This is a genomic window from Priestia sp. 179-F W1.4 NHS (assembly GCF_045369295.1).
Classification (GTDB): domain Bacteria; phylum Bacillota; class Bacilli; order Bacillales; family Bacillaceae_H; genus Priestia; species Priestia zanthoxyli.
In genome coordinates, this window is sequence record NZ_JBIQFF010000001.1 from 1,339,539 (window position 1) to 1,364,452 (window position 24,914).

Genomic DNA, 24,914 nt, shown 5'->3' on the forward strand with positions numbered 1-24,914 from the left:
GTTTCACCAACTAAAAGTGAGGTGGGTTATTTGGTTCTTCATAAAAAAACAGTGTCTTTTGTTGCTCTTTTCTTGTTGTTATTAGTGATAAGCTCGAATTATATGTTATATCATTCTTCTTTTGGACTTCAGTCGTTGCCTGCTGATTTCAACGGAGTAGTAGTAGGTTCTATTTTAGACTTAAGCCTTGTGGCTCCGCTCTTATTTCTAGCTTGGCAGCGTAAGTTCAGTCTAAAATACTTTATTGTATTAATGGCTACAGGCCTTATTGCTGCGCGTTTTATCATTCCGAGTGAATACTTGGCTTCTTTTCAGTCGGTTATGTGGCTAGGAGTTGGCATAGAAGGACTACTTATTTTGTTTGAACTTTCACTGCTATTTATGCTAGTCAAAAACGTACCGCCTATTTTAAGAAGGATCAAATCGAGCTCTTTACCGCTTTTATTTTCCTTTTCGCGGGCTGTAAACGAAAAGTTTTACAAACAACCGTTTATACACGTACTGTGTTCAGAAATGCTGATGTTTTACTATGCGTTTGGAACGTGGAAGAAGCAGCCGAGTACTGAAGAGAATACGTTTACTCTGTATAAACGCTCAAGTTTTGTCACGTTTCAAATTATGATTATTCACGCGATTGTTATTGAAACATTAGGACTTCACTGGCTGCTGCACAACACGTCTATGACTCTTTCAATCGTTTTACTAATCCTTAATATTTATAGCATTATTTTCTTTATAGGAGATATTCAAGCATTAAGGCTTAACCCTTTACGAGTGGAAGAGGATCGCATATACATTTCGTTTGGTTTAGCTAAGCGTATGGAAATCTCTTTTAAAGATATTGAAGAAATCATAGAAGACGCTCACATCCTCCAACAAAAAGTACCTAACACCACGATTGAATTTATCGCACGCGATTTTGAAACCGTGCATCCTGATCTTTTACTAACATTAAAATCTCCAGTAGAGGCGACGCTTTTTATGGGAATTAAAAAGAAATACCAGCAGGTCGCCATTCGCGTAGATGATCCACATGCGTTTAAGAAAATAGTCAAAGAACGTTTGGAGAAAAATAAACAAAATATGTAATCGGTGGGTTGAATTCGAAATTAACGAATAAAGAGGTCACGCACATTGAAAATCTATAAATTTAGTAAAAAACATGGCAAAAAAGTAGAAAAATATCAGTCGAATTTAGCTACTTACGTAAAAATGATTCAAACAAACGAAGCGGCTACGATTGGCTATATGTATATAGATGGAGAAGGAACGGTAGGATATCACGAAGCGCCTATACCTCAGCTGTTTATCGTAGTCGAAGGTGAAGGATGGGTAACAGGAGGAGATCAAAAACGAGTATCCATTAAACGTGGAGAAGCGGCGATGTGGGAAAAAGGAGAGTGGCATACGTCGGGAAGTGAAGAAGGCATGACGGCCATTGTCATTCAATCCGAGGAGCTACATCCTGAAACATTCATGGAGGGAAAAAAGCACGCTTAGATAAATTATCTAGGCGTACTGCTTTCTTATAAAATGCCAAAATTTTTAAGGGCAAACTCAATTCCGTCTTCACCTGATTTCTTCGTAACAAAATCAGCGGCGTTTTTTAACTTATCAGATCCGTTGCCCATCGCAATTCCAAGGCCGGCTAATTCTATCATATCAATATCATTTTCTCCGTCTCCGAATGCAATAGCCTCGGATTGATGGATGTTAAAATAGTCTAAGACCTTTAGGATAGCTACCGATTTTGTAATTTCTTCTTGAAGAACACTTAAGATAAAAGGGTGCCATCTTTTAAATAGTAAATGAGGAAATCGCTGTGCATACTGCTCGGCGGTTTCCTCATTGGCATACAAGCACATTAAATAAATATCTTCGTCATAAATACGCTCATTAATTTGAGGATAATCACTGAGCGATAGCGTTTCCTTCAGGGCTTTTAAAATATTATCATCTTTAATCCCGTTCATGCTGAGCTCTTTTGTGTAAAATGAAAGGCCGTGATTTTGGGAGGCTGCGTATTCAAAGACTTCGCGCGCAACGTCCTTATCCATGGACAGCTTATGAATAACTTTTTCATCGTGTACAGTAAACGCTCCGTTCGCGGTAATGAGCGTATCTATCCCTAATTCTCTAATTTCTTCACAGAGAGATAAAGGCCTTCCGGTAGCGGCTACGCTTTTTAATCCTTTGTGCTTTAAACTTTCTACAATCTCTCGAGTTTTGGTGGAAATCGTCCCGTTTTCGTGATGAGTAAGAATTCCGTCCACGTCAAAAAATACAATTTTATAGCTCATAGTAATCTCCTTGCTTAAACAGCTCGATCTTTTTTTACATTTACAAGCAGTAGCGAACAGGCAAAAATAGCACCTACATATAAAAACGCCGAAACAACCAGTTTATGTAAAAAAACAGTATGATTGTATGAAGAGTCATACAAGTAAAGAGCGGCTAGAAATAGAAAAGGCAGTAGTTTTTTCATGTTGTCACCTCCTGGTTTTGTTATACATATTTCCCTTGTATTTGTATGTAATCTTAATAAGAGTGATAGAATAATAGTATTTTACATAAGCAAAGAGAAAGAGAAGTGACGAATATGACTGTACATCACTATATAGGATCTCCTTATGAATTGCCTACAGGAAGTTTTGGCATAAAAGAAAAGTTGATTACAATCTATGAAAAAGAAGAAGATGCGTACGGTATTAGTGTTAATCGTTTAACTGACGGGTATAGCGACATCAAGCATGTATTCACCTTGCCTTATGTATACGAATTATCTTGTGATCCACATCCTAAATCAATAAGAGAGCTGTTTACTTATATTGAAGAACAGCTGATAGAGGGCTGTCACATTGAATTATATTCATGCTTAGACGGTGATGAAGCGACAGAAAAAGATTCTAGTTTAGACATGAGTATTAACTTGAAAACCTTGTATTTTGGAAAGCATTATAAATTAGATAGAAAGAAGTACATCGATGAATTAGGGGAAGTCTTTGCATTTGAAGATAAACAATTCATAGTGGTGGTAAAATGACTGGGTAGGCCTATAGTCTTCTAATAAGACTATAGGCTAAGCTGTAGATTTCTATTTACAAAAAAGGTTTAATATACGGAAGACTCAAACCAAAATAAATAACGCACGACATCAGTAAGTAACAGCCAATCACACTTCTTCTAACGGGTGTAGAAGCTTTCTTCAACCAGCCCCAGTGCTTATCTTCGTAGTCAAAAATAAAGTAATCTAAAATGATGGATAGCGTGATAATAACCGCAATTAGTAACAGGCCCATATGTATCCTCGCTTTCAGTTTATGAAATTATTACCATTTATAACAATATACCTTATTATTCCATTCATTACAAAGTAATTTTCTATAAACGTTTTATCTACACTACTAGATTATGGTAAAATTCACAGAGTATAGTAGGATCATTTTTTAAAGAAAGATGGGAAGAAGTTGGATGTCGTAAAAGAAGTGAAGCTATTAAAATATCAAATGAGTCTCATGAAGCACATGATTAACGCAGTGGAACATCCCTTTTTTATGTTTGTGATTGATCATGAATTTGAAGAAAATCAAGTGAAGGCATTCTTGAAGATACTAGGTGTGTTTAGCTGCCGAATAAAAGGTGAAGAAATTTTCGAATGGTATCAAAATGATCAGCTATTCTCTCAATTTAACCTTTCACTAGATAAACTATATGCGTCAGAACAACCTACGTTAGAAGAATTAAAAATGTATGTGACTAAAATTTTTTATCAGGATTTTGAACTAGAATATTTATTGTACAGTTTGAAGAAGCAGTTTATTCAAATGGAAGTGTGTGACTTTTTCTTGCAGCGTTTAAAAAAAGATTTGAAATAAATAATTTAAACTGTTTTAAACAGAGAGATTTCAAATAGAAAGAAGGCTAATTGGAGTGGCACGAATCATTAACTTTTGGTCATTTATTTTGTCGTTACTGTGGGTTGGTTTATTTTTCTTCGCTTTTAATCACCCTTCATTATTAAATATAAATTTTTGTGTAGGGATTATTCTATTTTGTATTGGTATCGCAGGGTTCTTTGGAATAAACAATTGGGTATCGGCTCTGAGAAGTATTTTGACAGTAATAATTAGTGCTGGATTAACTCTAGTGACGGGATTTATTATCTTCATCGGCAATCTTTTTTCATAGCACATACATAAGAGGTACAAGGAAAGGTTCTCGTGTAGAGAATCTTTTTTTATGTACATGCAATTATCTAGAAAATAAAAATGAAAATATAAAAACCTTTTTATAAAACGCTTCGTCTAAGAACAAGAAAGGAGAGGCAGAAGTGAAAGAACTAACCGTAGAATGGATACACGTACAAGACAAAGAACTAGTGATAGATGAAATTATGGATCGATATGGACAGGAAATCTTGCAGCTGGCTTACTCATATGTAAACAGCGTAGCGGTTGCGGAGGATTTGACGCAGGAGATTTTTATTAAATGCTACAAAAATCTTTACAAGTACAGCGGTAGATCCAAGTTTCGGACGTGGTTATGGCAAATCGCAATTAACCACTGTAAAGACTTTTTAAAAAGCTGGTACAACAAAAACATGATACCGGCGACAGACTATTTTCCAAATCATATAAGTGAAAAAGAAAACATAGAGGAAGCTGTTATTCAACACGAAGAAGACCACGAGCTGATGTCAGCTGTTATGAAGCTGCCTACCAAATATAAAGAAGTGATTTACCTCTTTTACTATGAAGAATTGTTAATTAAAGACATTGCGCTCGTAACCAAAACCGGAACGAATACAGTAAAAACAAGGCTGAGGCGTGCAAAATCACTTTTAAAAGAAATGCTGGAGGAATGAGTCATGGATAAACGTCTTAAAAATCTTAGAAAAACGATGAATCGTGAAGTGTTTGCTCAGCTGAAATTTACAGAAAACCATAAGAAAAGCATTCACGAAAAAATAAAGCAAGAGACTCATAGCGACGAAGAAATTCTGATTGCTATGATGCAGCTGCTTGTGCAGGAGAAAACGGGCTATGAGTTAGTCAGCTTACTGCAAAGCCGAGGAATTTTAAACTTTAAAGAAAACGAAGGGGCTTTATATGTCATCCTGCATCGACTAGAGCTAAAAGGTATATTGACGAGCAGTTGGCAAGAAGACGGGGCTAAGTTTTATCAATTAAATAAAAAGGGCTGCAGGCTACTTAAAAAAGTGGAAGAGCAGCCATTATCTAATCAAATGAGTCTTAAAGAAATATTTGAGGGGTGAAGAAGGATATGAGTGAACAAAGAAATTCATTCTTGGAACAAGTGAAGGCACAAATAAAATCAAAAGAAGCCAAGGCATTTGTTTCTGCGGAATTGCATCATCATTTAAACGAAGTAAAAAGCTATTGGCTGCAAAAAGGGATAAGCGAAGACCAAGCAGAAGAAAAGGCCGTTACTCAAATGGGAAATCCCATCAGTATTGGTCAAAACCTTAACCGTATTCATCGACCGAAAGTAGACTGGATGACCTTAATTTTATTTGTAGCTGCTCTTCTTTTAGGGTTTCTGCCACTGCTGTCCCAAGGGTATATGAATCATAATCATTTTTCTATGTATAAGGCTATCTTTGTAGTTTTAGGTGGGGTTTTAGCTCTTAGCATGATGTTTATAGACTATAGAAAGATGGCCAATAAAGGATGGTTGTTCTATTTATTAGGTACTGCACTCTTATTGTTCCTCACAAGGCATTTTAACACCGTCGTAGACGGTCAAGCTGTTTTTAAATTAGGGCCTTTAAAAATGGAAGGTTTAATGGCCATTCCTTTTTTCCTTATGGCATGGGCAGGGTTCTTTCAAAGCGATCGCTTTAAAATGTGGAAATTTATTCTTTTGTTTATTCTGTCATCGTATTTCTTTCTACAATTCAGCCTTACAATGCTCTTTATATATGTAGCCATGACCTTTACGATGATCTGGTGGAGTAAGCTAAATAAAAAGAAAATAGCCATTGTCCTAGGAACTAGCTTTGCGTTAGTCGCTGCTTGGGGCATAATTGGATGGATGACCGTTGCCTATTATCAGAAGTATAGGGTTCTTTCATTTTTAAATCCCTATAATGCTGAATATTTAACATCCAAATTTGGACTCTTAGAAATACATCATCTATTTGTGGGTGCAGGGTGGTTTGGCAAGCATTCATTTGCGGATCAATTTATCCCTGAGGCTCATACTAACTTCGTCTTCTTAAGTTTTACGTATTATTACGGATGGTTATTTGCAGCAATTCTTATTGTGGTTCTTTGTTTAGTTGCTCTGAGAATTATATTTATTGCCCGAAATCTAAACGATACGTACAGCAAGCTTTTACTAGCAGGAGTTGTAATGGTCTATACTGTACAGCTAGTTGGGAACGTAGGAATGATTGCCGGATTCTTTCCTATGACAAATATGTCTTTACCGTTTATTAGCTACGGATTGATGCCGATCTTGTTAAATGCTTTCTTAATTGGAATTGTGTTGAGTATTTATAGACGTAAGGATTTAATGGTTACAAACACCTTACATGGTAATCAGCAATAGAGTATAGATCGTGAGACTTTAAGATCTGTTGCTTTTATGAGCAAATAATTCACTTCATAAAAACAAGTAAAACAAACGCTGACATCCAATTGTCAGCGCTTGTTTTATATATAGAGCGGTTATAGGTTCTTTAATTCTTTGAGGTAGTTTCTCGGTTTTCATATATTTTCTCGATAATTTTATACGTAACACCAGTTAAAACAGACAGAATTAGCACCTTTCCTATAAGGTTAAGACCATAGTTATATTTTAGATAGTCTAATAGTACGGCATATAAGAATACGCAGATGCCTAATATGACATGTTTCATAAAGAACTCCTTTATTGTTGACTGAATACGTCTATACTTTAACGTATAAAAGAGGGCTAAATCGTTAGCCCTCTTCTAGGTAAGCTTGTTCAGTGACCAGCTGTTTTTTAACTCAGTTATTTACATTCAAAAGAATAGTCATTGGTAATTGGATTATGTATTTCTACTATCGCTTTTCCGCCGTTATCATAACATTTTGAAGTGAACGTTTTTATCTCTGTACTATTAAAATAGCTAGAACAGTTAATCAACACAGAGATGACTAGCAGTAAAGTAAGTAGAACAATTATGATTTCTTTTATTCTGGATTCAACGATAGATTTAATTTTTCATTCTCCTTTGCAATTTATATTAAGAGCTATAGGCGTAGTAACAATGAGTCATAAGTGGACGTTTAAATTTCAAGAGCTTGATTTTCGGATAGTCGAAAATCAAGCTTTTATTCTTTCATATAGAAAATTCAATAATCCTATCTAAATCTCGATTTTCTTACATTTTTAATTGACCTGTTTTATTCATAATCAACCGTTGTTCCTCCAAACATAAACGTAATAATTCCTAATATAAAGAGTAGCTGAGAAATCATGCCTACTATACTGCAAATCAGACCGGCAATCGCGAGTCCTTTACCGCTTTGATTCGTAGCAGCTAGTTGATTTGATGCTTTTTTGTAGAAGATGATTCCAATAATCCCTGTAATAAACCCAATGATTGGAATAAAAATAGATACGATACCTAGAGTTAGAGAAACAATAGAGTTGGTGTTTACTTGAGGTTTTGTATTAGTTTCCAATGAATTCACTCCCTATAAATTATATTTTTTGATTATACCATAAAAAGGAATAATATCCTTTTTACTAATAAAAGTAGAAATTTTTAGAATTATATGTGTCCCAGTATATGTTCTATTCATTGTTTCATCAAACGTATGAAGGTATGTGTAAAAGCAACGCAGCTTTTGACTTTCCTATAAGAAAACCAGCTTTGTAGAGTATGTTTACTGAGATAGCAGATTCTGCGTCATAAAATCAATTAACCTAAATTAAGGAAAATATGATACAATAATCCATAAGGGTGTGAAAAAATGGAATTATTTATACCAGATGCTTTTCTGTATGTGTCATTTGCGATTATGACGGCATTCTTTGTACATGCGGCTATTAAACTAGCTACCTTTCAAACGGTACATAAACATGTCTCTCTGCAGCAAAAGGACATGTATCTCATACAAAACGTAAATCTGTTACGCACTCAGAATCTCATATACTGTGTGTATCATAAATTTAAATTTATACATTCTGTTCACAGACAAGAGGCAATAGGTGAACAAGATGATGAAGGTCCGCATTCGCCAGTATTTTTTTCGTTTAACTAAAAAAATACTGGAGGAATATAAATGTTAAAACATAAAAAGAAGCTTTTCTTTATTGCTGTTTCCGTTTTTCTACTTGCCGGCTGTGATTCAGCAAACGTGATTCAAAGTTCGCACACTCACTTTTTGGATCACTATTTTATTTATCCTTTTTCACTACTCATTTTGTTTATAGGAAATACGTGGCTTCATCAAAGCGTTGGTTTTTCCATCATGCTTGTGACCGTTGGTGTACGTATGCTGTTGGCTCCTTTAAACATTCTTCAATATAAAAATCAGCTGAGCAATAAACGTATACAGCCTCAGCTTCAACAGCTAAAAGAGAAGTACAAAAATAAAGATCCTGAGAGTCAGCAGCAATATCAGCGTGAAATGATGGAACTGCTTAAAGAAAATGGAGCCAATCCTCTTATGGGCTGCCTTCCTATACTTGTTCAGCTTCCCATCTTTTCAATTGTGTACTACGCGATTAGACGAATAGATGAAATTAGCGCATCATCTTTTTTGTGGCTTGACTTAGGACATGCAGATCCGTATTTTATCCTTCCAATCGCTGCGGCATTAGCTACGTATTTGCAGACAAGAGTCATGCAAAAGGATGTAGCAGGAATGAATGGATCGCACGCAGTGTTATCTCAAATTCTTTTGCCTATCATGGTGCTTTCATTTGGGATATTTTCACCGTCTGGTCTCGTTTTATACTGGATGACAGGCAGTTTGTTTATGATTTTTCAGTCTCTTGTATTAAAGAAGGTTTTTCAAGAAAAGGCAGTGCTTGAAGCAAAATGAATAAATTAAAAGGTTGCTTTGCTTGAAGCAGCCTTTTAATGAAAGGAGGAGTACGGTGAAAAAATATATTCTTTCATTCGGCGTAACAATTGGCACGATAGCACTTTTATTTTTTATTGGCAATACCTTTCATATTTCGTTGCTTTCAGTTCAGTGGCTTTATGTAAATGAACCGGAAAATTTTCAAATGGAAGCAAAAGGCGGTTTGATACCGGTAGCCGTTGGACTTATTCTTGGTTTTATAACAGACTACGTATTAAGTGAAAAAGAAAAAAAGCAGCGTCATCAATTATAGTGAAGGAAAAGGATCTTTTATGGGAGATCCTTTTTTTATTTGTGATTTGGGTAAAAAGGTAAGGCAAGAATAGTACAGGCAGATGTTGTCATACATATTACGGTCATAAAAAATGAACGAGTTAGAAAAAAAGCTTTATGTCGTCATCGACTTTTTATAGTTTACTAGCTATAATTGGTAGTGAATCGTCATTTTTGTAAAAAAAAGGTGATATTACGAATTATCATAGCGATTAGATTACACTAACTACTAATAGAGAAAGTGAAGTGAGCACATGACAAATCTTTTAGAAGTTAGAAACATGGCAAAATCGTTTGGCCGAAATGAGGTTTTAAAAGATGTTTCATTTCATGTACCTCCTGGATCGATTGTTGGATTTATTGGTGATAACGGAGCAGGGAAATCGACGACGTTTAAAACAGTGTTAGGCCTAATTTCGAGAGATAGCGGTACGGTCGAAATATTTGGTGAAGACAATTTAAATAAAGATGCGACGATTAAAGAAGACATTGGAGTCGTGTTTGATGCGATTAATCTGCCGGTTTCTTTAACAATAAAACAGCTAAACAACGTTTTTAAGAAGCTATTTCATTCTTGGGAAGAAGCTGATTTTCACCGGTTGATTCATTCTTTTTCACTGCCGGAAGATAAAAAAATACATATGTTTTCACGCGGCATGTCGATGAAATTATCTCTAGCGGTAGCGCTGTCTCACGGTGCTAAACTATTGCTGTTAGATGAAGCGACAGGAGGACTTGATCCTTCGTCTAGAGAGGAAATATTAGATGAGTTAAAAGCTTTTGTGAGCGACGGCAACAGCGGAATACTGCTTTCATCTCACATTATGAGCGACGTTGAAAAAATAGCTAGTCACCTTGTTGTGATTAAAAACGGAAAAATTTTATTAAATGAAGAAAAAGAGAAAGTGTTTGAGGAGTACGTAATTGCCGTTATGAATGAAGAGCAGCTAAACGTACTTCCCGAAGAGATAGTAGTAGCAAAAAGAACGTATGATAAATCTGTCCGCGTACTCGTATCAGATAAGCGTCAGCTGCCAGAAGGAACTGTAACTGAACCGATGTCGATGGAAGAACTAAGCGTGCTTTTAACAAGGAGTGAAACGTAAATGAAAGGTCTATTGTTAACGAATTACTACCTCATTCACCGAAGCTTTTTGACGTACACAGCGCTCGCCATAGTTATTTCTGCGGTCATCTTTTATTTTGCGGATCCTTCATTTTACCGTATTATAGCGATGTTAATTATTTTGTTAATGGCAATGCCCGCGCTTGAAGTGATCAAATTAGAAAGTAAGACCGGCTATGACAAATACGTGCTCACTCTTCCAATTAGCCGAAAAAATGTGGTGCAAAGCCACTATGTTTTTTACTTTTTAATTGTCGTCATCGGAACCATCCTGTCCTATGGTGTTTTCTCAATGTATTCGCTTATTTCTAAGAGTGCAGTAGAGAATATAGTAAATATCGTTTCATTTGGTACATTTATCGTCCTTTTTGCCGGTGCACTTGCTTATCCGCTTCTTTATGTATTCGGAGCAGAGAAATCTGACGGAATAGTACTTGGAGGTGGAATGGGAGGTCTTTTCGTTGCGATTGCTTTACAAGGAGTTGTTGGGTATATAGTTGAAATATTAGCAGCATCCAGCTTACCGATCGCTTCTTCTTTGCATGTTCCTATATTATATACTCTTTTTGGGATGGTAATGTATATTGCTTCTTACTTTATTGCGCTGTCTATCTACCAAAAGAGAGAATTTTAGTGTGAATTGATTTTGAAGTAAAGACTACAAAGCGTTCTTTAAGGCTATTTATCAACCAATAGTTCAAATAAAAAAACAGCCACAACGTTTGATAAACCAAGCAAAGAAGATCTCAAAAATATAACCGATATTATTGGTGATAAAGCTTAAGTGATGGGCACTTTTAAAAAAGTTAATTGTGTCCTCTAAGCACATGTATTATAGTAAAAGATGCAGTTTTAAAATGTGAAAGGAGACTATATGGGGAATTTGTTTAAACGGGCTTCAAACGTATCAAAAAACGCTTTTATTGCTACACTGATTTTGTATATCATTATTGTAGCATCTTTTGTTCCGTCAATTGTATTTGCTGGAGCTTTCTTTGCTATAGTAATTAAAGTAGCAGCAGCACTTTTAATCTTAGCAACAATCCTAGGAATGATTTATTCATTCTTCATGAAAGGCGGCCAAAAGTTTCTTTTTTTACTGTTACATGCCGCTTCTTTATTGATTGTTTTGTTTAGTATCTCTGCTTTTATGCTCGCTAAAAGCGCTGAGTTGACATAGTGAAGAGGAATTACATATGCAAAAAGGCAGGAGAAATCCTGCCTTTTTTATTTTTGTATGATTTCAAGAGGACTCGTATGTTCTGGAGAGACGCCGCTGACTATTTGGCTAAACTTGTTTAACAAGAAGAAAAGAAGGAAAAGGAAGAAAAAAGGAGAGGAGATAATTTGGAAATAATCATAGCTGTCACAGCAGGTATGGATTTTCTTTTATCTTTTTATCTTTTTTATTTTACCCTGCTATAAGTGAAAGAAAGGGGAAACCTTTGAGTGAAAGCCAAACCTATATGATAAGAGGGATAGCCGTAATCATTCTTTTAGCCAGCGCTATAGCGGGAAGTCATTTTACCTAAACAGGATTGTGCTATTAATCGGTGCATCTCTTAATTGCTGACAAATAAATCGTATGCTGCCACCATCAAGCTAAGCGGGTTGAAAAAGAGAGGAGGCTAATACAATGAAATGGTACAAGCACGCGCTCATTCCTTTAGCTATAGGCCTTTTAAGCTTTGTGTGTTTTATCATTTATAGTAAGGCAGCGGCAAATCCGAGTCTTCAGCTGAACCAGTCGCTGTTTATTTCGATTGGTATAGGTATTGGAGCAGTTCCAGTATCCTTTTTTGTAGAGTATCAAAAGAACAAAGACAATAAAAAGTTTCATAGCTGAGTTGTTTGCCGAATGTCTCTTAGATCTTTAGTTTGTTGAAATGGATGTGATAATCTGTTTATTCTTGTGAAGATTGGTTTGTTTGCCTTCGTTATTTTACTTCACATTTCCTTTCGAAAACTGGTTTTGTATGCCCATAAAAAACAAAAGAAATCCCCAAAAGAAGGACGAAGGATATTAATAGGAGGAGCTTTGGTTATTTTGATTATCCTGTTATCCATTTTAAACTTTTTAAAGTATTACTACGGTGGTTAAAAAGGGCAGGCATATGTATTTTATATCTGTCTAGTCCTCGTCGATTAACCCATTGGTACCTCAACACTAAACTAGAAAAGTTTTTTAGGTGATCAATTCTGTAATCCATGGGATTCATGTAACCAAGCGTCCCACGGATTCAAATGTAATTAAATTAATGGGCATCGTTATGTAGTTGACTCGTTCATTCTTCTAAACTGTCAAATTGTGTTGGTGAAATTTTACACATCTCTCGGCTAAACCCGATTAAAGAAATAAAAAGCCACTAATTACAATCAGTGGCTTAGAGAAATCTTCATTGTTGATGATTGTTATTGCTGTTCCGATTTAACCAAAATTTTAACTTGGTTTTTTTCTTTAATCAGGCTTTCAAACCCTTCTTCAATTACATCGTCTAGAGCTATCTTTTTCGTTACTAACTTTTCGGCTGAGAAGTAGCCTTTTTGCATAAGAGACAATACTGCTGGGAACACGTTACGATAGCCAATGATTCCTTTAACAGTTCGTTCTTTAATTACAATATCATTCGGTAGAATTTCTGCTCCTTTTTCCCATATGCTAACGATAATCGTTTCTCCGCCAATTCCCGTAGATTGGATGGCTTGACGTAATACAAGAGGTACGCCTGTTACTTCAAATGATACATCTACGCCACCGTCAGTTAATCTAGCAATTTCGGCTACCGTATCTTCAACTTCAGCAGGATTAATGATGATGGCTCCTAATTCTTCTGCTTTCGCTTGTCTTTCTGGAGATAATTCAACTGCATAAATATCAGTTGCGCCTGCTGCTTTCAACGCTTCAATGACAAGAAGTCCAATTGGTCCACATCCAAATACAGCAACTTTGTCTCCTGCTTTCACTTTACTTGAACGTACTGCATAAAGAGCTACTGCCGCTGGTTCTACTAGAGCACCTTGTTCATAAGATAAATCATCTGGAAGTTTGAATAAAAGTTCTTCGCCTACTGCGACATATTCACTAAGACCGCCACCGCCTCCGGCTAAACCTAAGAATCCCATTTGTTCATCTAGGTTATAAGCACCTTGGTGTCCGTGTGTAGCAAAGATTGGCTCAACAACCACACGATCACCAACTTTATAATGGGTTACACCTTCTCCAACCTCTACTACTTCACCTGAGAATTCATGTCCAAGCGTCACTGGAGCAACCTCATTAGTGAGAGGGTGCGGTTTATCAACTGGAATAAAGATGGGACCACCTAAGTATTCATGCAAATCACTACCGCAAATTCCACACCATTTAACTTTCATTTTTACCTGACCAGCCTGTACAACTGGTTCATTTATTTCTTCAAGACGAATATCTTTTTGATTATGCCATCTTAGCGCCTTCATATACTCCATCTCCTTGTGTCATTTCTTTTACTATATCTATCAGTATACAACCAGATATACTTATGGTAAATTTAGTTAATATTAACGATTGTTAAGTAATACTTAACTAAAAGAAAAAGAGGGCATTATGAATATTGAACAATTAAAACATATAGTGGAAATAGATAAAACGGGTTCACTAAAAGAAGCAGCTGGTAACCTGCATATTACGTTACCTGCATTAAGCCAATCTATAAAAAATTTAGAGAAAGAACTAAATATAATGATTTTTCATCGTTCCAGAAGAGGATCTATTCCAACTGAAGAAGGTCATAGGTTAATTGAAAAGGCCAGCGCTGCTTTATTGAAAATTCAAGAATTTATGGATGAAGCAGAAGCGTATACAAATACAATGAATGGTGAAATAAAGATTGCAACCTACCCAGGACCAATGGAGATTCTCGTTCGCTTAATAACAGAAATTAAAAGAGAATATCCGAACATAAAGGCTTCTGTCTATGAAAATAGCACCGAGTATATTATAGATAAAGTTCTAGATGGGGAAGTAGATGTAGGTTTCATTACTTATACAGAAAAAGAAGAAAAAAAGTATCGGAACTTGGTATTTAAAAAGTTATTGGATGGTCATATGGTAGCTGCAGTAAATAAGAAGTCGCCATTAGCCAAACAAACACTCATTACTGAAGAGATGTTAATTAACCAGCCAATTGTTTTATATAACGACAAGTATATTCAGGAATTTATGAAAGGTTTTAGTTCACTGCCATGTGATATCTTGTTTACTACCAATAATGTAGATACAATTCGTCATACATTGGAAAATAATACGGCAATAAATATAGGATTTGACTACGCATTTAAAACAGATGCTGGTTTATCTAGAAGTGATCAATATGTAGTCGTTAACTTTGCTCCTCCGCACTATAAAACTTATTCTTTTGGGTATTTTTATAACGCCAATAATGGGCTTTCTAGAATAATAAGAGAATTCTTAAAGCGGATTCACAGAACTATAGTAAATAATGAATGATAAAGAGTGAAGGTTAAAAAGAATTATTTCAGAGAGAGGGAAATATGTGAAACGTCATTTAACTTTGCTTTTATCGTTATGTAGCAGTTTGTTCATTTTTTTATTGTCCCTGTTTCAGTGGGATTTAGATGATCGTATAGGGAAATACGTAAGTCCATATATATGGTTATTCTTTGTCCTTCCTTTCTTTTTATTACTAACGCTGTGGACATTGATTTATCTCTTTAGTAGTAGAAAGTGGCTACCTTTAGTTATTCAAGTGATAACCTTTGTGCTGTGGTTCTTCATTCCGTTTGAGCAGCTTAATTTAGACATAAACTTTAAACTCCATCAGCAGAAAAGAGAAGAAGTGGCAGCTCACATACAAAGTGGCGTCTTGAAAGCCGATGGAATCGACTATCCATCGCTCATTCCTTTCTCCAATGAACCCGACAACTCATCGCTGATTGATCTACCGAAAGAGTATGCGAGTGTGTCCAGAGGTCGAGATGATGTTGCAGTAGAAACCAAAGGAAAGGCAATCTCCGTACTTTTCTTTACAAGCAGTGGACTATTCGGGCATTTCTCGGGTTTTGTGTATGACCCAAAAAACCGTAAACCTTCATCGGGCGATTTTGGTATGAAGTTTGATGAAATAGAAAAGATACAAAAGAATTGGTATTATATATCTTATTAGTAAAAACAGGGGCTTTGAATTATGATTCAAAGCCTCTGTCTTTTAGTGTTCACGTTTGTAATTAATTGGCCTTATGTAACCGAGCTTCCTATGAATTCGAATATAGTTAAACGAATGGAGGTAGGCGTGTCGTCTACTTAAACTTAAAGATTTTTAAACACAGCCTGTCCACATCCATTCATTCTATCGTTACTATAGGGTCTAGTTCTCTTGCTTTATTTACAACAAAGAACCGCATTTTATCTAAAAAATAACTAAAAGAATAAAAAGTAAGAATTTTTAAGAAAATTTTAATAACTGTCTAAGAAACTTCTAATTTCCTCTTTATTTTTTTGTAAGTTGTTTCCTTTAAGATAGAAGTAATCGAGTAGCCCACCTTATTTTGAGAAAGCTCAATAAGGTTGTATGACGAAAATACGAATGGGTAACCTCACTACTTAAAATGGAGGCTGATGTACACTTATGAATCTAGAGGTTTTTCGAAATTACTCCTTGCAGCATTTGAAGAAAGATATACTATCGGGTATTGTTGTTGGCATTATAGCTATACCTTTAGGGTTAGGATTTGCGATAGCTTCTGGAATATCGCCTGTTACAGGACTTTATACGACGATTGTAGCGGGATTGTTAATTGCTATTTTAGGTGGATGTAGGTTTCAAATCGCTGGACCTACGGGTGCGTTTGTTCCTGTTTTATTAGGAATTGTGTTGCAATATGGCTATGAAAACTTATTAATTGCCGGCTTTATGTCAGGGATTCTCCTCATTATCTTTGCGCTATGCAAAGTAGGAGCTTTAATCAAGTATTTTCCGTCATCTATTATTGTTGGATTTCAGTCAGGGATTGCGCTGATTATCTTCAGCGGACAAATTCCAAACTTCCTTGGGTTACATGCTATTGAAAAATATCAGTATTTTCATTTGAATATAAAAGAGATCTTTGGTAATTTACCCTTCATCAACATCTATAGTATCGCTACAGCAGGATTGTGCTTAGCTACGATTTTAATTGTTCTTTACTTTTCGCCTAAGTCGCTGGGAATGTCCTATTTACTTGGAATTATTGTATCAACGGGATTAGCATCTTTTTTCTTTGCAAATCAGTTTGAAACGATTGGTTCCATTTACGGAGAGATACCTCGTCATTTCCCGGCGCCAGCGTTTCCAGATATAACAGTGGAGAGGGTGGTAACTCTTTTACCTTCTGCATTTGTGATTGCTGTACTTGTAGGGTTACAGTCTTTGCTGACAGCTCGCGTTGCGGATGAAATGACAAAGTCAAAGCACAGCAGCAAAAAAGAACTGATTGGCCAGGGAATCGTAAACATGGTAACGCCGATGTTTTCAGGTATTCCCGCAGCAGGAGAGATTGCAAGAACCGTTACCAATATTAAAAACGGCGCTTCATCTCCAATTGCAGGAATCACGCACGCTATCTTTGTGTTGATTGTGCTGCTAGTGCTTGCTCCGTATGCTTCATACGTGGCGCTTGCCAGTCTCGCACCCGTATTGATGGTCGTAGCGTGGAATATCAGTAAAAAAGAACAGTTTGCAAAGGTGATAAAAGAAAAATCGTTTCATTCAGTGGTTTTACTCACGACATTTTCATTAACGGTGTTTACAAACTTGACGATCGGAATCGCCGTTGGATTATGCCTGTCGGGTGCCCACTTTATGATAAAAAAGAGCCAAGAAAAGCAGAAGTTATTAAGAAAAACAGGTTAACGTAAAGTAGAATAATACGCGGAAAACCCCCACTGTAAGCTTGCACAGTGGGGTTTTTTTATAATATTTTAATTACTTTCCTTCAAACCAGCAGCGGGCGTTATCAAAGAGCATATGCTGAATCTGCTGTTCCGTTACGCCTTTTCTTTTTAACTCAGGCACGACTTCTTCTAATACAAAGCTCATCGACCATTTTGGAAAACGTTCTTCAATCACGCCTTCTGGAAACCAGTCCATTGTACAGCAGTAGTCTTGTGAGAGAAACATGCGATTTGAATAGCCTTGTTTAGCCAATTCAATGACCGTTTCATTTCTATTTTCAGTTGAACATTCTCTTGTCAGGCCGTAGCGGTCCATACCGATAAAGGCACCTTGATTTAATATGTTTGAAATATACTCAAGGTTATCCGTATCTCCCGTATGTCCAATCAGAATTTGATTTGGATTAGCGCCTTCATCGAGTAAGATGTCCAGCTGCTTTAAGCCTGTGCCGCTTGCAGGATGTGAATGAGTCATAATTGGTACGCCCGTTTTTTTATGAGCTCTTGCGACAGCGCGCATTACTTTTTCTACATCAGCCGTTACGCCAGGTGCATCCGTAGCGCATTTTAAAAAGCCTGCTTTAATCGACGTGTTTTGAATGCCGACTTCGATATCTCGAATAAACAGGTCTGCCATATAGTCAATGCTACGAGTTTGAAAGTGGGTAGGGATGTAGTTATACGTATAAATTCCTGTGGCTGCAATGATTTGAGTGTCCGTTTCGCGGGCAATTTTTTCAATAAAACGAATATCGCGCCCTTGTTCCATCACCGTTGGATCACAGATCGTGTTGACTCCGAGCTTCTTTGCACGATTTACTTGTTCGACTGCTTTTGCAACTTCTTGTTTCTCATCATATAAATGAGGAAACTGTGCGTGAACAGATTCAGAACGAACGCGCATATGTTCATGGATTAGTGTTAGCCCTAGTTCTGACGTGCTGACTGGGCCTGTTACAGAATTGATAAATGTCATGTGACGATTCCTTTCATTATATACCTGTAAATCAAACAGCTGGTGATTAGGTACAGTTTTCCTATAATCTGTTTTTATAGATAGACTTCTGTTATAAAAAACACATATTGCATTATACAATATATAGGTTGTCTTACACAACACGCGAGACTTTTACTCAATATGACTAGTCCTTCTTTCCAAACAGGAAGAAGGACTAGTCATATTGATGATTATCCAGCATTTACACTGTAATTATCACCATTTAATTTACGGAATTTTAAATAGCTGCCAACTCTCCAAATGACAATATATATAAAAGCTAATGTCATTGTTAAGACCGCGAAGTCTATGGAATCTAAGCCTTTGAAGTACTGGCTCAAAGCCATTCTTATAAAAATAATGGCGATAATCACATATTTGAAATTTTTGTTTGGCTTTGAATAAATAAAGCCATCTTCTCTTACTTCATAGTCCGTTTGGCTAAGCATAATGAGCCCGAATATCACACCTAATACACCAGCAATCATCATTTCCCAGTAGGGTGGTAAGTGAAAGGACTGGCCCGGTATGTGCATCATCTGACTTAGACTAAGAGAAAATGCAATGACTATAAAGAAAATAGGTGCTAATATACCAAGTCCATTCTTTTTAATGGGCTTATTTTTCTTTTTCATTTTTCTCCAAATAATGAATCCAATAAGAGCGATAACAAATAGATAAATAAGTAGCATTTCCATCGTTATTTTGCCTCCTTTTTTATTTCTACGTTCTTACAATCCACTATTTAGTATAAACACTAAAAGGCTGAAGATAAAAGTGCATTCTTTCATTTTTTACACATGAGAATTCTCACTATTTTTTAGGGGCATCGTTTTATGGTTTATACGTCTCATTACTGTTTCTTTCTTTTTTACCACAATATGTTAGAATTGTAGAAAACGAGAAAACGTAGTGCAAACAAATTTTGTTTACAAGCTGCCACAGTTATAGAGGTGAATGAGTTGAGGTTAGGAAAGCAATTAAAAAAATTAAGAGAAGAACAAAAAATGTCAGAAGAAGAGGTTGCTGAGCAGCTGAGTGTATCGGTACAGCACATACATAAATGGGAAGGTAATCAGAGCTACCCTGACATCCAACAACTTTTAAACTTAAGCGACATCTATGGAACAACTATTAATGAGTTTATTAAAAATGATGTTGCATTACAAAACAGAATAAACATTCAGGAAGAAGAAAAAGAAGATGACGATGAACTGCTTCATCCAGGTTTTTATATCGGAATAGGCCTCATGTTTTTTGGTAATTTTCTGAGTCTCATCATCGACAATCTTATGATTATGATGGTGACAAACATCGTTGGAATGTTAATTATCTGTTTTTATAAAGAAATCTTAAAGCTTTTGAAAGATGTCAAAAAGGATTTTTATGAACAAGGATAAAAGAGCAAGCTGCGTAAGTCATCCGATGAAATAGCACAAAAACGATGAGGTGTACAAGGTGAAAGAGTTAAATTTAAATTTTATGACCATCTCTTTTTTATGTTTAGTCAGCTATTACTTATTTCGAGTGGGAGCATACGCTTTAGCTAGAAAATATGTAGATAAAACGTCTGAGGGAAGTGTTTTGAATTGGGCTGTAAATGTACTTGTGAGAGGCGATAAAAAAATGGGGTTCAGTGATTACGTCACATGGGCAGGGTTTTGTGCATTTTTGTACTTTGTGTAATCACAGTAAAAAAGGAAGGAACGATCTTCTTATTTTAAAAGGAAGAAGCGTTGCCTCACATGATCTTTGAGCTCGAATGATAAAAAGGTGAAAACATATAAAATTTTTAAAACGAATATAGGTTATCAATGAAGCCTAAAGTAGAAAGGTAGTGTAGTGATGATCAAGTCAAAGCTTTTATGGAAAGTTATTGGCCTAGAAATCTTAGTTATCTTTTGGTTTGTGGTAAACGGTGCATACGTGAGCATGACGCATCCTACTGCACATTATCTTCAGTTTTTAGGAGTTGTCCCTTTAGCAATAGGAATAGCTTTTTATCTAACAAAAACAAAAAAGTGGCAGCATTTTTTCTCCTTTCAACAAAACATGTCCTTTAGAACAAGAATCCTCGTTCTTTCTCCGCTTCTTTTGTATTTGCTTATTATCCTCATCGGGAACAAAGGTGTACACGGAAGTTCCATTGCAGATATTGTTCTTATTTTGCTTACCCAAACTCTAGTCATAGCATTTGTAGAGGAGATGGTATTTAGAGGATTTATGCTGAATTTGCTGTTATCAAAAAGCTATAAAGTAGCGGTTCTTCTATCATCGTTCCTATTTGCCTTTACGCACAGTTTGAATATGTTAAGCGGTCAATCGGTAGCAAATACAATTTTTCAAATTCTATTTGCATTTGTTATTGGGTTGGTCTTGGCTTTACTGATCGTTAACGGTCAATCGATTGGAGTGACGATTGTATTTCACGGCTTAAATAATTTTCTCCAGTTTACAAGTCCTGTCAACGCAAATGATTCTTTATTTGTTAATTACGCGTTGCTTCTATTTTTAAGCGGATATGCCTTTTATTTATGGAATCGAAAATCTACTTTATCTGTTTCTCAACATCAGGTTAGTAGCTAATCAAAAGAGGTTGAGACAAAAGTAGTCTAGTTGAAGGTGAATCCGAACAAGGAATGGAGATTCTTGATGGAGAATCAAACTCGTTCGGATTTTTTGTTATTGGGATGAACGTAGATTTCGTTTATGTGGGTACGTGCGTCTAGAAGTTGATTGGAGGGCAAGGCGAAGACTCCTGCGGGAAAAGCGGAATAGGTGAGACCCCGCAGGAGCGTAAGCGACGAGGAGGCTCAGCGGCCGCCCGCGGAAAGCGAAGCCTTGCACGGAAATCAACAGCGGTGTAGCGAGTGACCCAAACTAGCTCATGTATCCGATTTGCTCGTCTTTAGATTGAATTGCTTTAGTTGTGTCTCACTCTCTTTTTAGTGCTTCGAAGCAGGTATTAATCTACCCAAAGCTGAATAACTTCTATGGCTAATGTTACTAAATTTAATTTTTTTGGATCTTATTGAACACAAAAGGGGAGAACTATATGTTTGAAGAAAAAGTAGGGATTATTACGGGTGGAACGTCGGGGATTGGCTTAGCAACAGCGGAATTACTCGCAAAAGAGGGCATGCATCTTGTGATTGCTTCTAGAAATAGTGAAAAAGGAGAAGAAGCTCTTTCTGTATTAAGAAAATGGTCTCCTCACTCTCTTTTTATCAAAACGGATGTAACGAATAGTCAAGATGTTAAAAGCCTTGTGAGCCAAACATACTCTGCATTTGGAAAAATTGATGTGGGCTTTAATAATGCGGCTAACACGGAGGCAGCTTCTAATGCTACCCATGAATTCAAAGAAGAAGACTTTGACCATTTAATAAACGTTACGTTAAAAAGCGTATGGCTTTGTATGAAATACCAGCTGCAGGTAATGACCAAACAAAACAGCGGTGTCATCGTGAATACGTCGTCAATGGACGCTATTTTATGTTCAGCAGGGACAGGCGTATATGCGGCCGGCAAAAGCGGTGTGATTGCTTTAACAAAGTCAGTTGCTCAAGAATATGGCCATCAAAACATAAGAATTAACTCTCTGTGTCCAGGTGCATTTCGGACATCTATGTTAGAAGAAAAATTTTCTGATCTATCTTCAGAGGAAAAAGCAAAGCTCAATGAATCCTATCAAAAATTAAACGCGCTAGGCAGAATTGGTGATCCGCTTGAAGCCGCAAAAGCAGTAAAATGGCTCCTTTCGGATGACGCATCGTTTGTTACGGGTCAAAACATTATTGTAGACGGCGGGATTGGGTTTAGGTTTGAGTAACAATAATGAAATAAAAAGAGATTTGAGGGGATGCGTATGTCTTTCATTCTTACTAATTGTATGACCATTAGTATCATATTTGTGGTAATCCTTTTTGTAAGTATTGTATTTAACAATAGAATAGCCGCGCTGGTTATTTCCTTCTTTACAGTGTTATTCGGTTTATTTCTACTTTTTTACGCTTTTGCGAAAATAAGCGGGCTTGATGCTCTAGACATTCAAATAAAAGGTTTAATCATTATAGGAGAAGGTTTACTCTTACTTGTTGTTACAAGCGTATTCATTTCCGTACAAGAGGCAAAAAAGAAAACGCTGTAAAGTGAAAAATAAATGGTTGCTAAAGGCGGGGATAAAATGGCAATTGGAGTGGCATTACTTGTTTTAGTATTAGGTCTGATGTTTGCAAGCGGACTAAGCCAAGGAAAATCAGCTAAAAGAAAATATATAGTGTGGGGAACAACAACTATATTAATCATAGCTCCGTTCTTTTCATGGGCCGTTTCAATTTTGTTTGCAATTAGCCAGGAAGAAGGTTTTGCAGGAGTTGCCTTAATGATGCTATTATTTCCTTTTTTCTTTTTAGTAGGACTTGTTACGCTTTTAATAGGAGTCTTTAAGAAAGAAAGTGTGAATAAATCTATTTAAGAAAAAAAGAAAGAACAACCAAGAGTTTGATTGATAGTAATATTACTCCAAAATTAAAATCTTTAATTAATAAAAAACGCCAATTCAAGTTAAATTTGGATTGGTGTCTTCAATTTTTAGAACGACTTTTATATAAATAAACCTTAGGTACTCTAATAATCTACATATCAAGAAGAAATAAAAGAGATTCTTCTTTTTAATGGAATAAAAGGTAAAAATTATGTTTTAATAAATATTGAAAGTATCTATTAAAATGAACGGAGATTGTTAGAATGAAGGAAATAAAATTTAATTATTTAACTGAATTATGCTCAAGGTATCAGCAAGACAAATTTTACATTGAAGAAATTCCTGCCTCTATTTTGTCCAAAGCAAATAAAAGATTTGAAATTGGAGAGAATGAGGAAATTATTGCTTTTCTTGACTGTACGATATTAGGATCAGGAAAGGTTGGAGTTTATTTTACTGATAAAGGATTAAGATGGAGAAGTTTAGGTAATGGATTAGGTAATATAGAATGGACTGAATTCCGTAAAGTAAATCGGATTACAATTCAAAATAAAGTTGAAGTTCACTTTGATGAAGTAAAAGCATTTTTAATAGGTGGAGGAAGCAATTACCCATCCCTGTTATTTATAGATCTTTTGACAAACATAAGAGATTTCTTAAAAGAATATTCGTATGAATTACTTTTAAAGCATCAGAACGTATCTTGTTCTGTAACTTATCATGAGCTAAATAGTATAAGTGGGCTATTTGAAAAATATGAGGAAGCATTTGAACCGAATAATGGTCTGTTAGTAGATGAACATATTTCTTTAGACTTAAAAAAGAAAATAATACGGTATTTTAATTTACAAGTTAATAAAAAGATTGTTGCTTTTTTATGTACGTTCCCGTTAAAGAAAACGGACGGAATTATTGTTTGTGAAAATGGAATTTACTTTAGAGAAACCTTTGTTTCTCTCTATTATCCTTGGTATGTGTTCCGAACTTTACCTCTATATGTATTGGAAGACGAGCTGATTATCGGGAAAGATAATATTTTTCATCTTACTCATGCGAAAATGGAAAGTACGGAGATTGTACTTTTTCTAAAAAAACTGCAGGAGTACGCTAATTCTGTGTATGAAAGTGTTCCTAGTATAGTTGATTTCTACGCAGCTAAGCCGCAAAGTTAAAAACGAGCCGTTGAATCCAATCTTTAATGGTAATTCGCTCAGAATGGTCTTTTTTGTCTCCCTAGAATCGAACTAGCAACCTTGCTAAAAAAACGAAATTTGTTTATGATAAAGGTGATATAAACAGGAGATGAGCAGATGAATATACATAATAAACAATCGTTTTCAAAAGTACCGCGTCGAAAGCTAGTGGACGAAGTGCTAGAGCAGCTTCAAACGAAAATTTTTTCAGGTCAGTATCAGGTGGGAGATCGGCTTCCAACGGAGCCTCAGCTAATGGAAGAGCTCGGGGTAGGGCGATCTACCTTGCGAGAAGCGGTTAAAATTCTTGTTCATGCAAATGTACTGGAAGTGAAACAAGGAAAAGGAACGAGAATTAAGTCTCTTAGCTTCACACAGGATTCGTTTGAAACAAGACTTCAAACGGCAGATATAAATCATATTTATGAAGCGCGTGAAATGCTTGATTTGCAAGTGGCGATGTTAGCGGCGCAGCGTCGAACGGATGAAGACTTGTTAAAGATGAAAGGGCATTTAGATAAACGAAAAAAAGAGCTTGAAAAAGGCAATTACGCTGAATATATAGAAGCGGATATTCAGTTTCATCTTTCGATTGCAGAAGCTAGTAAAAATAATGTTTTAATGGATTTATATCAATCGTTTGTGCCTGTGCTGCGACACACACTGAGTCAGCTCATTTTAAAAACGGTTGACTATAAAGATAATTCCACCATTCATGAAAACTTATTTACCGCTATTTTGAATGGAGATACAGAACAAGCAAAAAAATATGCCGGTCAAAATTTGGAGCTTACCTAAGTTCCTTTTTTAAAAAACTAAACA

At 36.0% G+C, this 24,914-nt stretch carries 33 protein-coding genes; 26 read left to right on the forward strand and 7 right to left on the reverse strand.

What is annotated here, in order from left to right; genetic code table 11:
* Positions 1 to 30: 30 nt before the first annotated feature.
* Both ACH0CI_RS07080 and ACH0CI_RS07085 read left to right on the forward strand, forming a co-directional pair.
* Positions 31 to 1,089: a beta-carotene 15,15'-monooxygenase gene (locus ACH0CI_RS07080; protein ID WP_406901134.1), complete on the forward strand. Its 1,059-nt coding sequence runs from the start codon at positions 31 to 33 to the stop codon at positions 1,087 to 1,089.
* Between the two features lie 45 nt (positions 1,090 to 1,134).
* Complete coding sequence (locus ACH0CI_RS07085) at positions 1,135 to 1,500, forward strand: cupin domain-containing protein (protein WP_406901135.1); 366 nt, start codon at positions 1,135 to 1,137, stop codon at positions 1,498 to 1,500.
* 26 nt (positions 1,501 to 1,526) lie between these two features.
* Here ACH0CI_RS07085 and ACH0CI_RS07090 read toward each other — a convergent pair whose 3' ends face one another.
* Both ACH0CI_RS07090 and ACH0CI_RS07095 read right to left on the reverse strand, forming a co-directional pair.
* Positions 1,527 to 2,300 carry a Cof-type HAD-IIB family hydrolase gene (locus tag ACH0CI_RS07090; RefSeq protein ID WP_406901136.1) on the reverse strand — a complete coding sequence of 258 codons (774 nt, stop codon included), beginning with the start codon at positions 2,298 to 2,300 and terminating at the stop codon, positions 1,527 to 1,529.
* A gap of 14 nt (positions 2,301 to 2,314) precedes the next feature.
* Positions 2,315 to 2,485, reverse strand: coding sequence for a hypothetical protein (locus ACH0CI_RS07095; protein ID WP_406901137.1), 171 nt, complete (start codon positions 2,483 to 2,485; stop codon positions 2,315 to 2,317).
* A gap of 114 nt (positions 2,486 to 2,599) precedes the next feature.
* Between ACH0CI_RS07095 and ACH0CI_RS07100 the strand changes: the two genes are divergently transcribed.
* Complete coding sequence (locus ACH0CI_RS07100; protein ID WP_208733461.1) at positions 2,600 to 3,043, forward strand: hypothetical protein; 444 nt, start codon at positions 2,600 to 2,602, stop codon at positions 3,041 to 3,043.
* 55 nt (positions 3,044 to 3,098) lie between these two features.
* Here ACH0CI_RS07100 and ACH0CI_RS07105 read toward each other — a convergent pair whose 3' ends face one another.
* Positions 3,099 to 3,299: a hypothetical protein gene (locus ACH0CI_RS07105; protein WP_406901138.1), complete on the reverse strand. Its 201-nt coding sequence runs from the start codon at positions 3,297 to 3,299 to the stop codon at positions 3,099 to 3,101.
* 168 nt (positions 3,300 to 3,467) lie between these two features.
* Between ACH0CI_RS07105 and ACH0CI_RS07110 the strand changes: the two genes are divergently transcribed.
* From ACH0CI_RS07110 to ACH0CI_RS07125, 4 genes are all read left to right on the forward strand, one after another.
* The gene (locus ACH0CI_RS07110) at positions 3,468 to 3,875 is read left to right on the forward strand and encodes a DUF1878 family protein (RefSeq protein WP_406901139.1); all 408 of its coding nucleotides are present in this window, start codon (positions 3,468 to 3,470) and stop codon (positions 3,873 to 3,875) included.
* A 455-nt stretch (positions 3,876 to 4,330) separates the two neighbouring features.
* Positions 4,331 to 4,864 carry a sigma-70 family RNA polymerase sigma factor gene (locus ACH0CI_RS07115; protein ID WP_406901140.1) on the forward strand — a complete coding sequence of 178 codons (534 nt, stop codon included), beginning with the start codon at positions 4,331 to 4,333 and terminating at the stop codon, positions 4,862 to 4,864.
* Positions 4,865 to 4,867: 3 nt separating this feature from the next.
* On the forward strand, positions 4,868 to 5,275 hold the full coding sequence (locus ACH0CI_RS07120) for a PadR family transcriptional regulator (RefSeq protein ID WP_325078079.1): 408 nt from the start codon (positions 4,868 to 4,870) through the stop codon (positions 5,273 to 5,275).
* 8 nt (positions 5,276 to 5,283) lie between these two features.
* Entirely contained in the window at positions 5,284 to 6,573 is a 1,290-nt protein-coding gene (locus tag ACH0CI_RS07125) for an FtsW/RodA/SpoVE family cell cycle protein (RefSeq protein WP_335706810.1), read from the forward strand.
* A gap of 821 nt (positions 6,574 to 7,394) precedes the next feature.
* Here the strand turns inward: ACH0CI_RS07125 and ACH0CI_RS07130 are convergent.
* Complete coding sequence (locus ACH0CI_RS07130) at positions 7,395 to 7,676, reverse strand: DUF4190 domain-containing protein (protein WP_335706811.1); 282 nt, start codon at positions 7,674 to 7,676, stop codon at positions 7,395 to 7,397.
* A 291-nt stretch (positions 7,677 to 7,967) separates the two neighbouring features.
* On the opposite strand from ACH0CI_RS07130, the gene ACH0CI_RS07135 reads away from it, so the two are divergent.
* The 7 genes from ACH0CI_RS07135 (at position 7,968) to ACH0CI_RS07165 (ending at position 12,331) form a co-directional block, all read left to right on the forward strand.
* A complete protein-coding gene (locus ACH0CI_RS07135; protein ID WP_335706812.1) occupies positions 7,968 to 8,258 on the forward strand; it encodes a hypothetical protein in 291 nt (96 codons plus the stop codon).
* A gap of 21 nt (positions 8,259 to 8,279) precedes the next feature.
* A complete protein-coding gene (gene yidC, locus ACH0CI_RS07140; RefSeq protein WP_335706813.1) occupies positions 8,280 to 9,044 on the forward strand; it encodes a membrane protein insertase YidC in 765 nt (254 codons plus the stop codon).
* 55 nt (positions 9,045 to 9,099) lie between these two features.
* Positions 9,100 to 9,339 (forward strand): hypothetical protein, encoded by a 240-nt coding sequence (locus ACH0CI_RS07145; RefSeq protein ID WP_047750370.1) that lies wholly within the window; start codon positions 9,100 to 9,102, stop codon positions 9,337 to 9,339.
* Positions 9,340 to 9,613: 274 nt separating this feature from the next.
* The gene (locus ACH0CI_RS07150; RefSeq protein ID WP_406901141.1) at positions 9,614 to 10,465 is read left to right on the forward strand and encodes an ABC transporter ATP-binding protein; all 852 of its coding nucleotides are present in this window, start codon (positions 9,614 to 9,616) and stop codon (positions 10,463 to 10,465) included.
* The gene (locus ACH0CI_RS07155; RefSeq protein WP_335706815.1) at positions 10,466 to 11,119 is read left to right on the forward strand and encodes an ABC-2 transporter permease; all 654 of its coding nucleotides are present in this window, start codon (positions 10,466 to 10,468) and stop codon (positions 11,117 to 11,119) included.
* A 240-nt stretch (positions 11,120 to 11,359) separates the two neighbouring features.
* The gene (locus ACH0CI_RS07160; protein ID WP_335706816.1) at positions 11,360 to 11,665 is read left to right on the forward strand and encodes a hypothetical protein; all 306 of its coding nucleotides are present in this window, start codon (positions 11,360 to 11,362) and stop codon (positions 11,663 to 11,665) included.
* 456 nt (positions 11,666 to 12,121) lie between these two features.
* Positions 12,122 to 12,331 carry a hypothetical protein gene (locus ACH0CI_RS07165; RefSeq protein WP_406901142.1) on the forward strand — a complete coding sequence of 70 codons (210 nt, stop codon included), beginning with the start codon at positions 12,122 to 12,124 and terminating at the stop codon, positions 12,329 to 12,331.
* Positions 12,332 to 12,897: 566 nt separating this feature from the next.
* On the opposite strand, the gene ACH0CI_RS07170 is transcribed toward ACH0CI_RS07165, so the two are convergent.
* A complete protein-coding gene (locus ACH0CI_RS07170; RefSeq protein ID WP_335706818.1) occupies positions 12,898 to 13,944 on the reverse strand; it encodes a 2,3-butanediol dehydrogenase in 1,047 nt (348 codons plus the stop codon).
* Between the two features lie 127 nt (positions 13,945 to 14,071).
* Here ACH0CI_RS07170 and ACH0CI_RS07175 point away from each other — a divergent pair, with 127 nt between their 5' ends.
* The 3 genes from ACH0CI_RS07175 to ACH0CI_RS07185 all read left to right on the forward strand — a co-directional run bounded on the left by ACH0CI_RS07175 (position 14,072) and on the right by ACH0CI_RS07185 (position 17,375).
* Positions 14,072 to 14,974, forward strand: coding sequence for a LysR family transcriptional regulator (locus tag ACH0CI_RS07175; RefSeq protein WP_028414635.1), 903 nt, complete (start codon positions 14,072 to 14,074; stop codon positions 14,972 to 14,974).
* 46 nt (positions 14,975 to 15,020) lie between these two features.
* A complete protein-coding gene (locus ACH0CI_RS07180) occupies positions 15,021 to 15,650 on the forward strand; it encodes a hypothetical protein (RefSeq protein WP_406901143.1) in 630 nt (209 codons plus the stop codon).
* 462 nt (positions 15,651 to 16,112) lie between these two features.
* The gene (locus ACH0CI_RS07185; protein ID WP_335706820.1) at positions 16,113 to 17,375 is read left to right on the forward strand and encodes a SulP family inorganic anion transporter; all 1,263 of its coding nucleotides are present in this window, start codon (positions 16,113 to 16,115) and stop codon (positions 17,373 to 17,375) included.
* Positions 17,376 to 17,447: 72 nt separating this feature from the next.
* Here ACH0CI_RS07185 and ACH0CI_RS07190 read toward each other — a convergent pair whose 3' ends face one another.
* Positions 17,448 to 18,392 (reverse strand): phosphotriesterase family protein, encoded by a 945-nt coding sequence (locus ACH0CI_RS07190; RefSeq protein WP_406901145.1) that lies wholly within the window; start codon positions 18,390 to 18,392, stop codon positions 17,448 to 17,450.
* Between the two features lie 212 nt (positions 18,393 to 18,604).
* Complete coding sequence (locus tag ACH0CI_RS07195; RefSeq protein ID WP_034268453.1) at positions 18,605 to 19,111, reverse strand: CcdC protein domain-containing protein; 507 nt, start codon at positions 19,109 to 19,111, stop codon at positions 18,605 to 18,607.
* Between the two features lie 255 nt (positions 19,112 to 19,366).
* Here ACH0CI_RS07195 and ACH0CI_RS07200 point away from each other — a divergent pair, with 255 nt between their 5' ends.
* The 9 genes from ACH0CI_RS07200 (at position 19,367) to ACH0CI_RS07240 (ending at position 24,890) form a co-directional block, all read left to right on the forward strand.
* The gene (locus ACH0CI_RS07200) at positions 19,367 to 19,813 is read left to right on the forward strand and encodes a helix-turn-helix domain-containing protein (protein ID WP_406901146.1); all 447 of its coding nucleotides are present in this window, start codon (positions 19,367 to 19,369) and stop codon (positions 19,811 to 19,813) included.
* 58 nt (positions 19,814 to 19,871) lie between these two features.
* Positions 19,872 to 20,099 carry a hypothetical protein gene (locus tag ACH0CI_RS07205; protein ID WP_406901147.1) on the forward strand — a complete coding sequence of 76 codons (228 nt, stop codon included), beginning with the start codon at positions 19,872 to 19,874 and terminating at the stop codon, positions 20,097 to 20,099.
* Positions 20,100 to 20,258: 159 nt separating this feature from the next.
* Positions 20,259 to 20,999, forward strand: coding sequence for a CPBP family intramembrane glutamic endopeptidase (locus ACH0CI_RS07210; protein WP_221817630.1), 741 nt, complete (start codon positions 20,259 to 20,261; stop codon positions 20,997 to 20,999).
* A gap of 146 nt (positions 21,000 to 21,145) precedes the next feature.
* A complete protein-coding gene (locus tag ACH0CI_RS07215) occupies positions 21,146 to 21,280 on the forward strand; it encodes a hypothetical protein (RefSeq protein ID WP_261763710.1) in 135 nt (44 codons plus the stop codon).
* A 188-nt stretch (positions 21,281 to 21,468) separates the two neighbouring features.
* Positions 21,469 to 22,245, forward strand: coding sequence for an SDR family NAD(P)-dependent oxidoreductase (locus ACH0CI_RS07220; protein ID WP_406901149.1), 777 nt, complete (start codon positions 21,469 to 21,471; stop codon positions 22,243 to 22,245).
* Between the two features lie 36 nt (positions 22,246 to 22,281).
* On the forward strand, positions 22,282 to 22,563 hold the full coding sequence (locus ACH0CI_RS07225; protein ID WP_406901150.1) for a hypothetical protein: 282 nt from the start codon (positions 22,282 to 22,284) through the stop codon (positions 22,561 to 22,563).
* A 36-nt stretch (positions 22,564 to 22,599) separates the two neighbouring features.
* Complete coding sequence (locus ACH0CI_RS07230) at positions 22,600 to 22,890, forward strand: hypothetical protein (RefSeq protein WP_221816851.1); 291 nt, start codon at positions 22,600 to 22,602, stop codon at positions 22,888 to 22,890.
* 272 nt (positions 22,891 to 23,162) lie between these two features.
* Positions 23,163 to 24,071, forward strand: coding sequence for a hypothetical protein (locus ACH0CI_RS07235; protein WP_406901151.1), 909 nt, complete (start codon positions 23,163 to 23,165; stop codon positions 24,069 to 24,071).
* A gap of 138 nt (positions 24,072 to 24,209) precedes the next feature.
* Positions 24,210 to 24,890, forward strand: coding sequence for a FadR/GntR family transcriptional regulator (locus ACH0CI_RS07240; protein WP_406901153.1), 681 nt, complete (start codon positions 24,210 to 24,212; stop codon positions 24,888 to 24,890).
* Positions 24,891 to 24,914 lie beyond the last annotated feature (24 nt).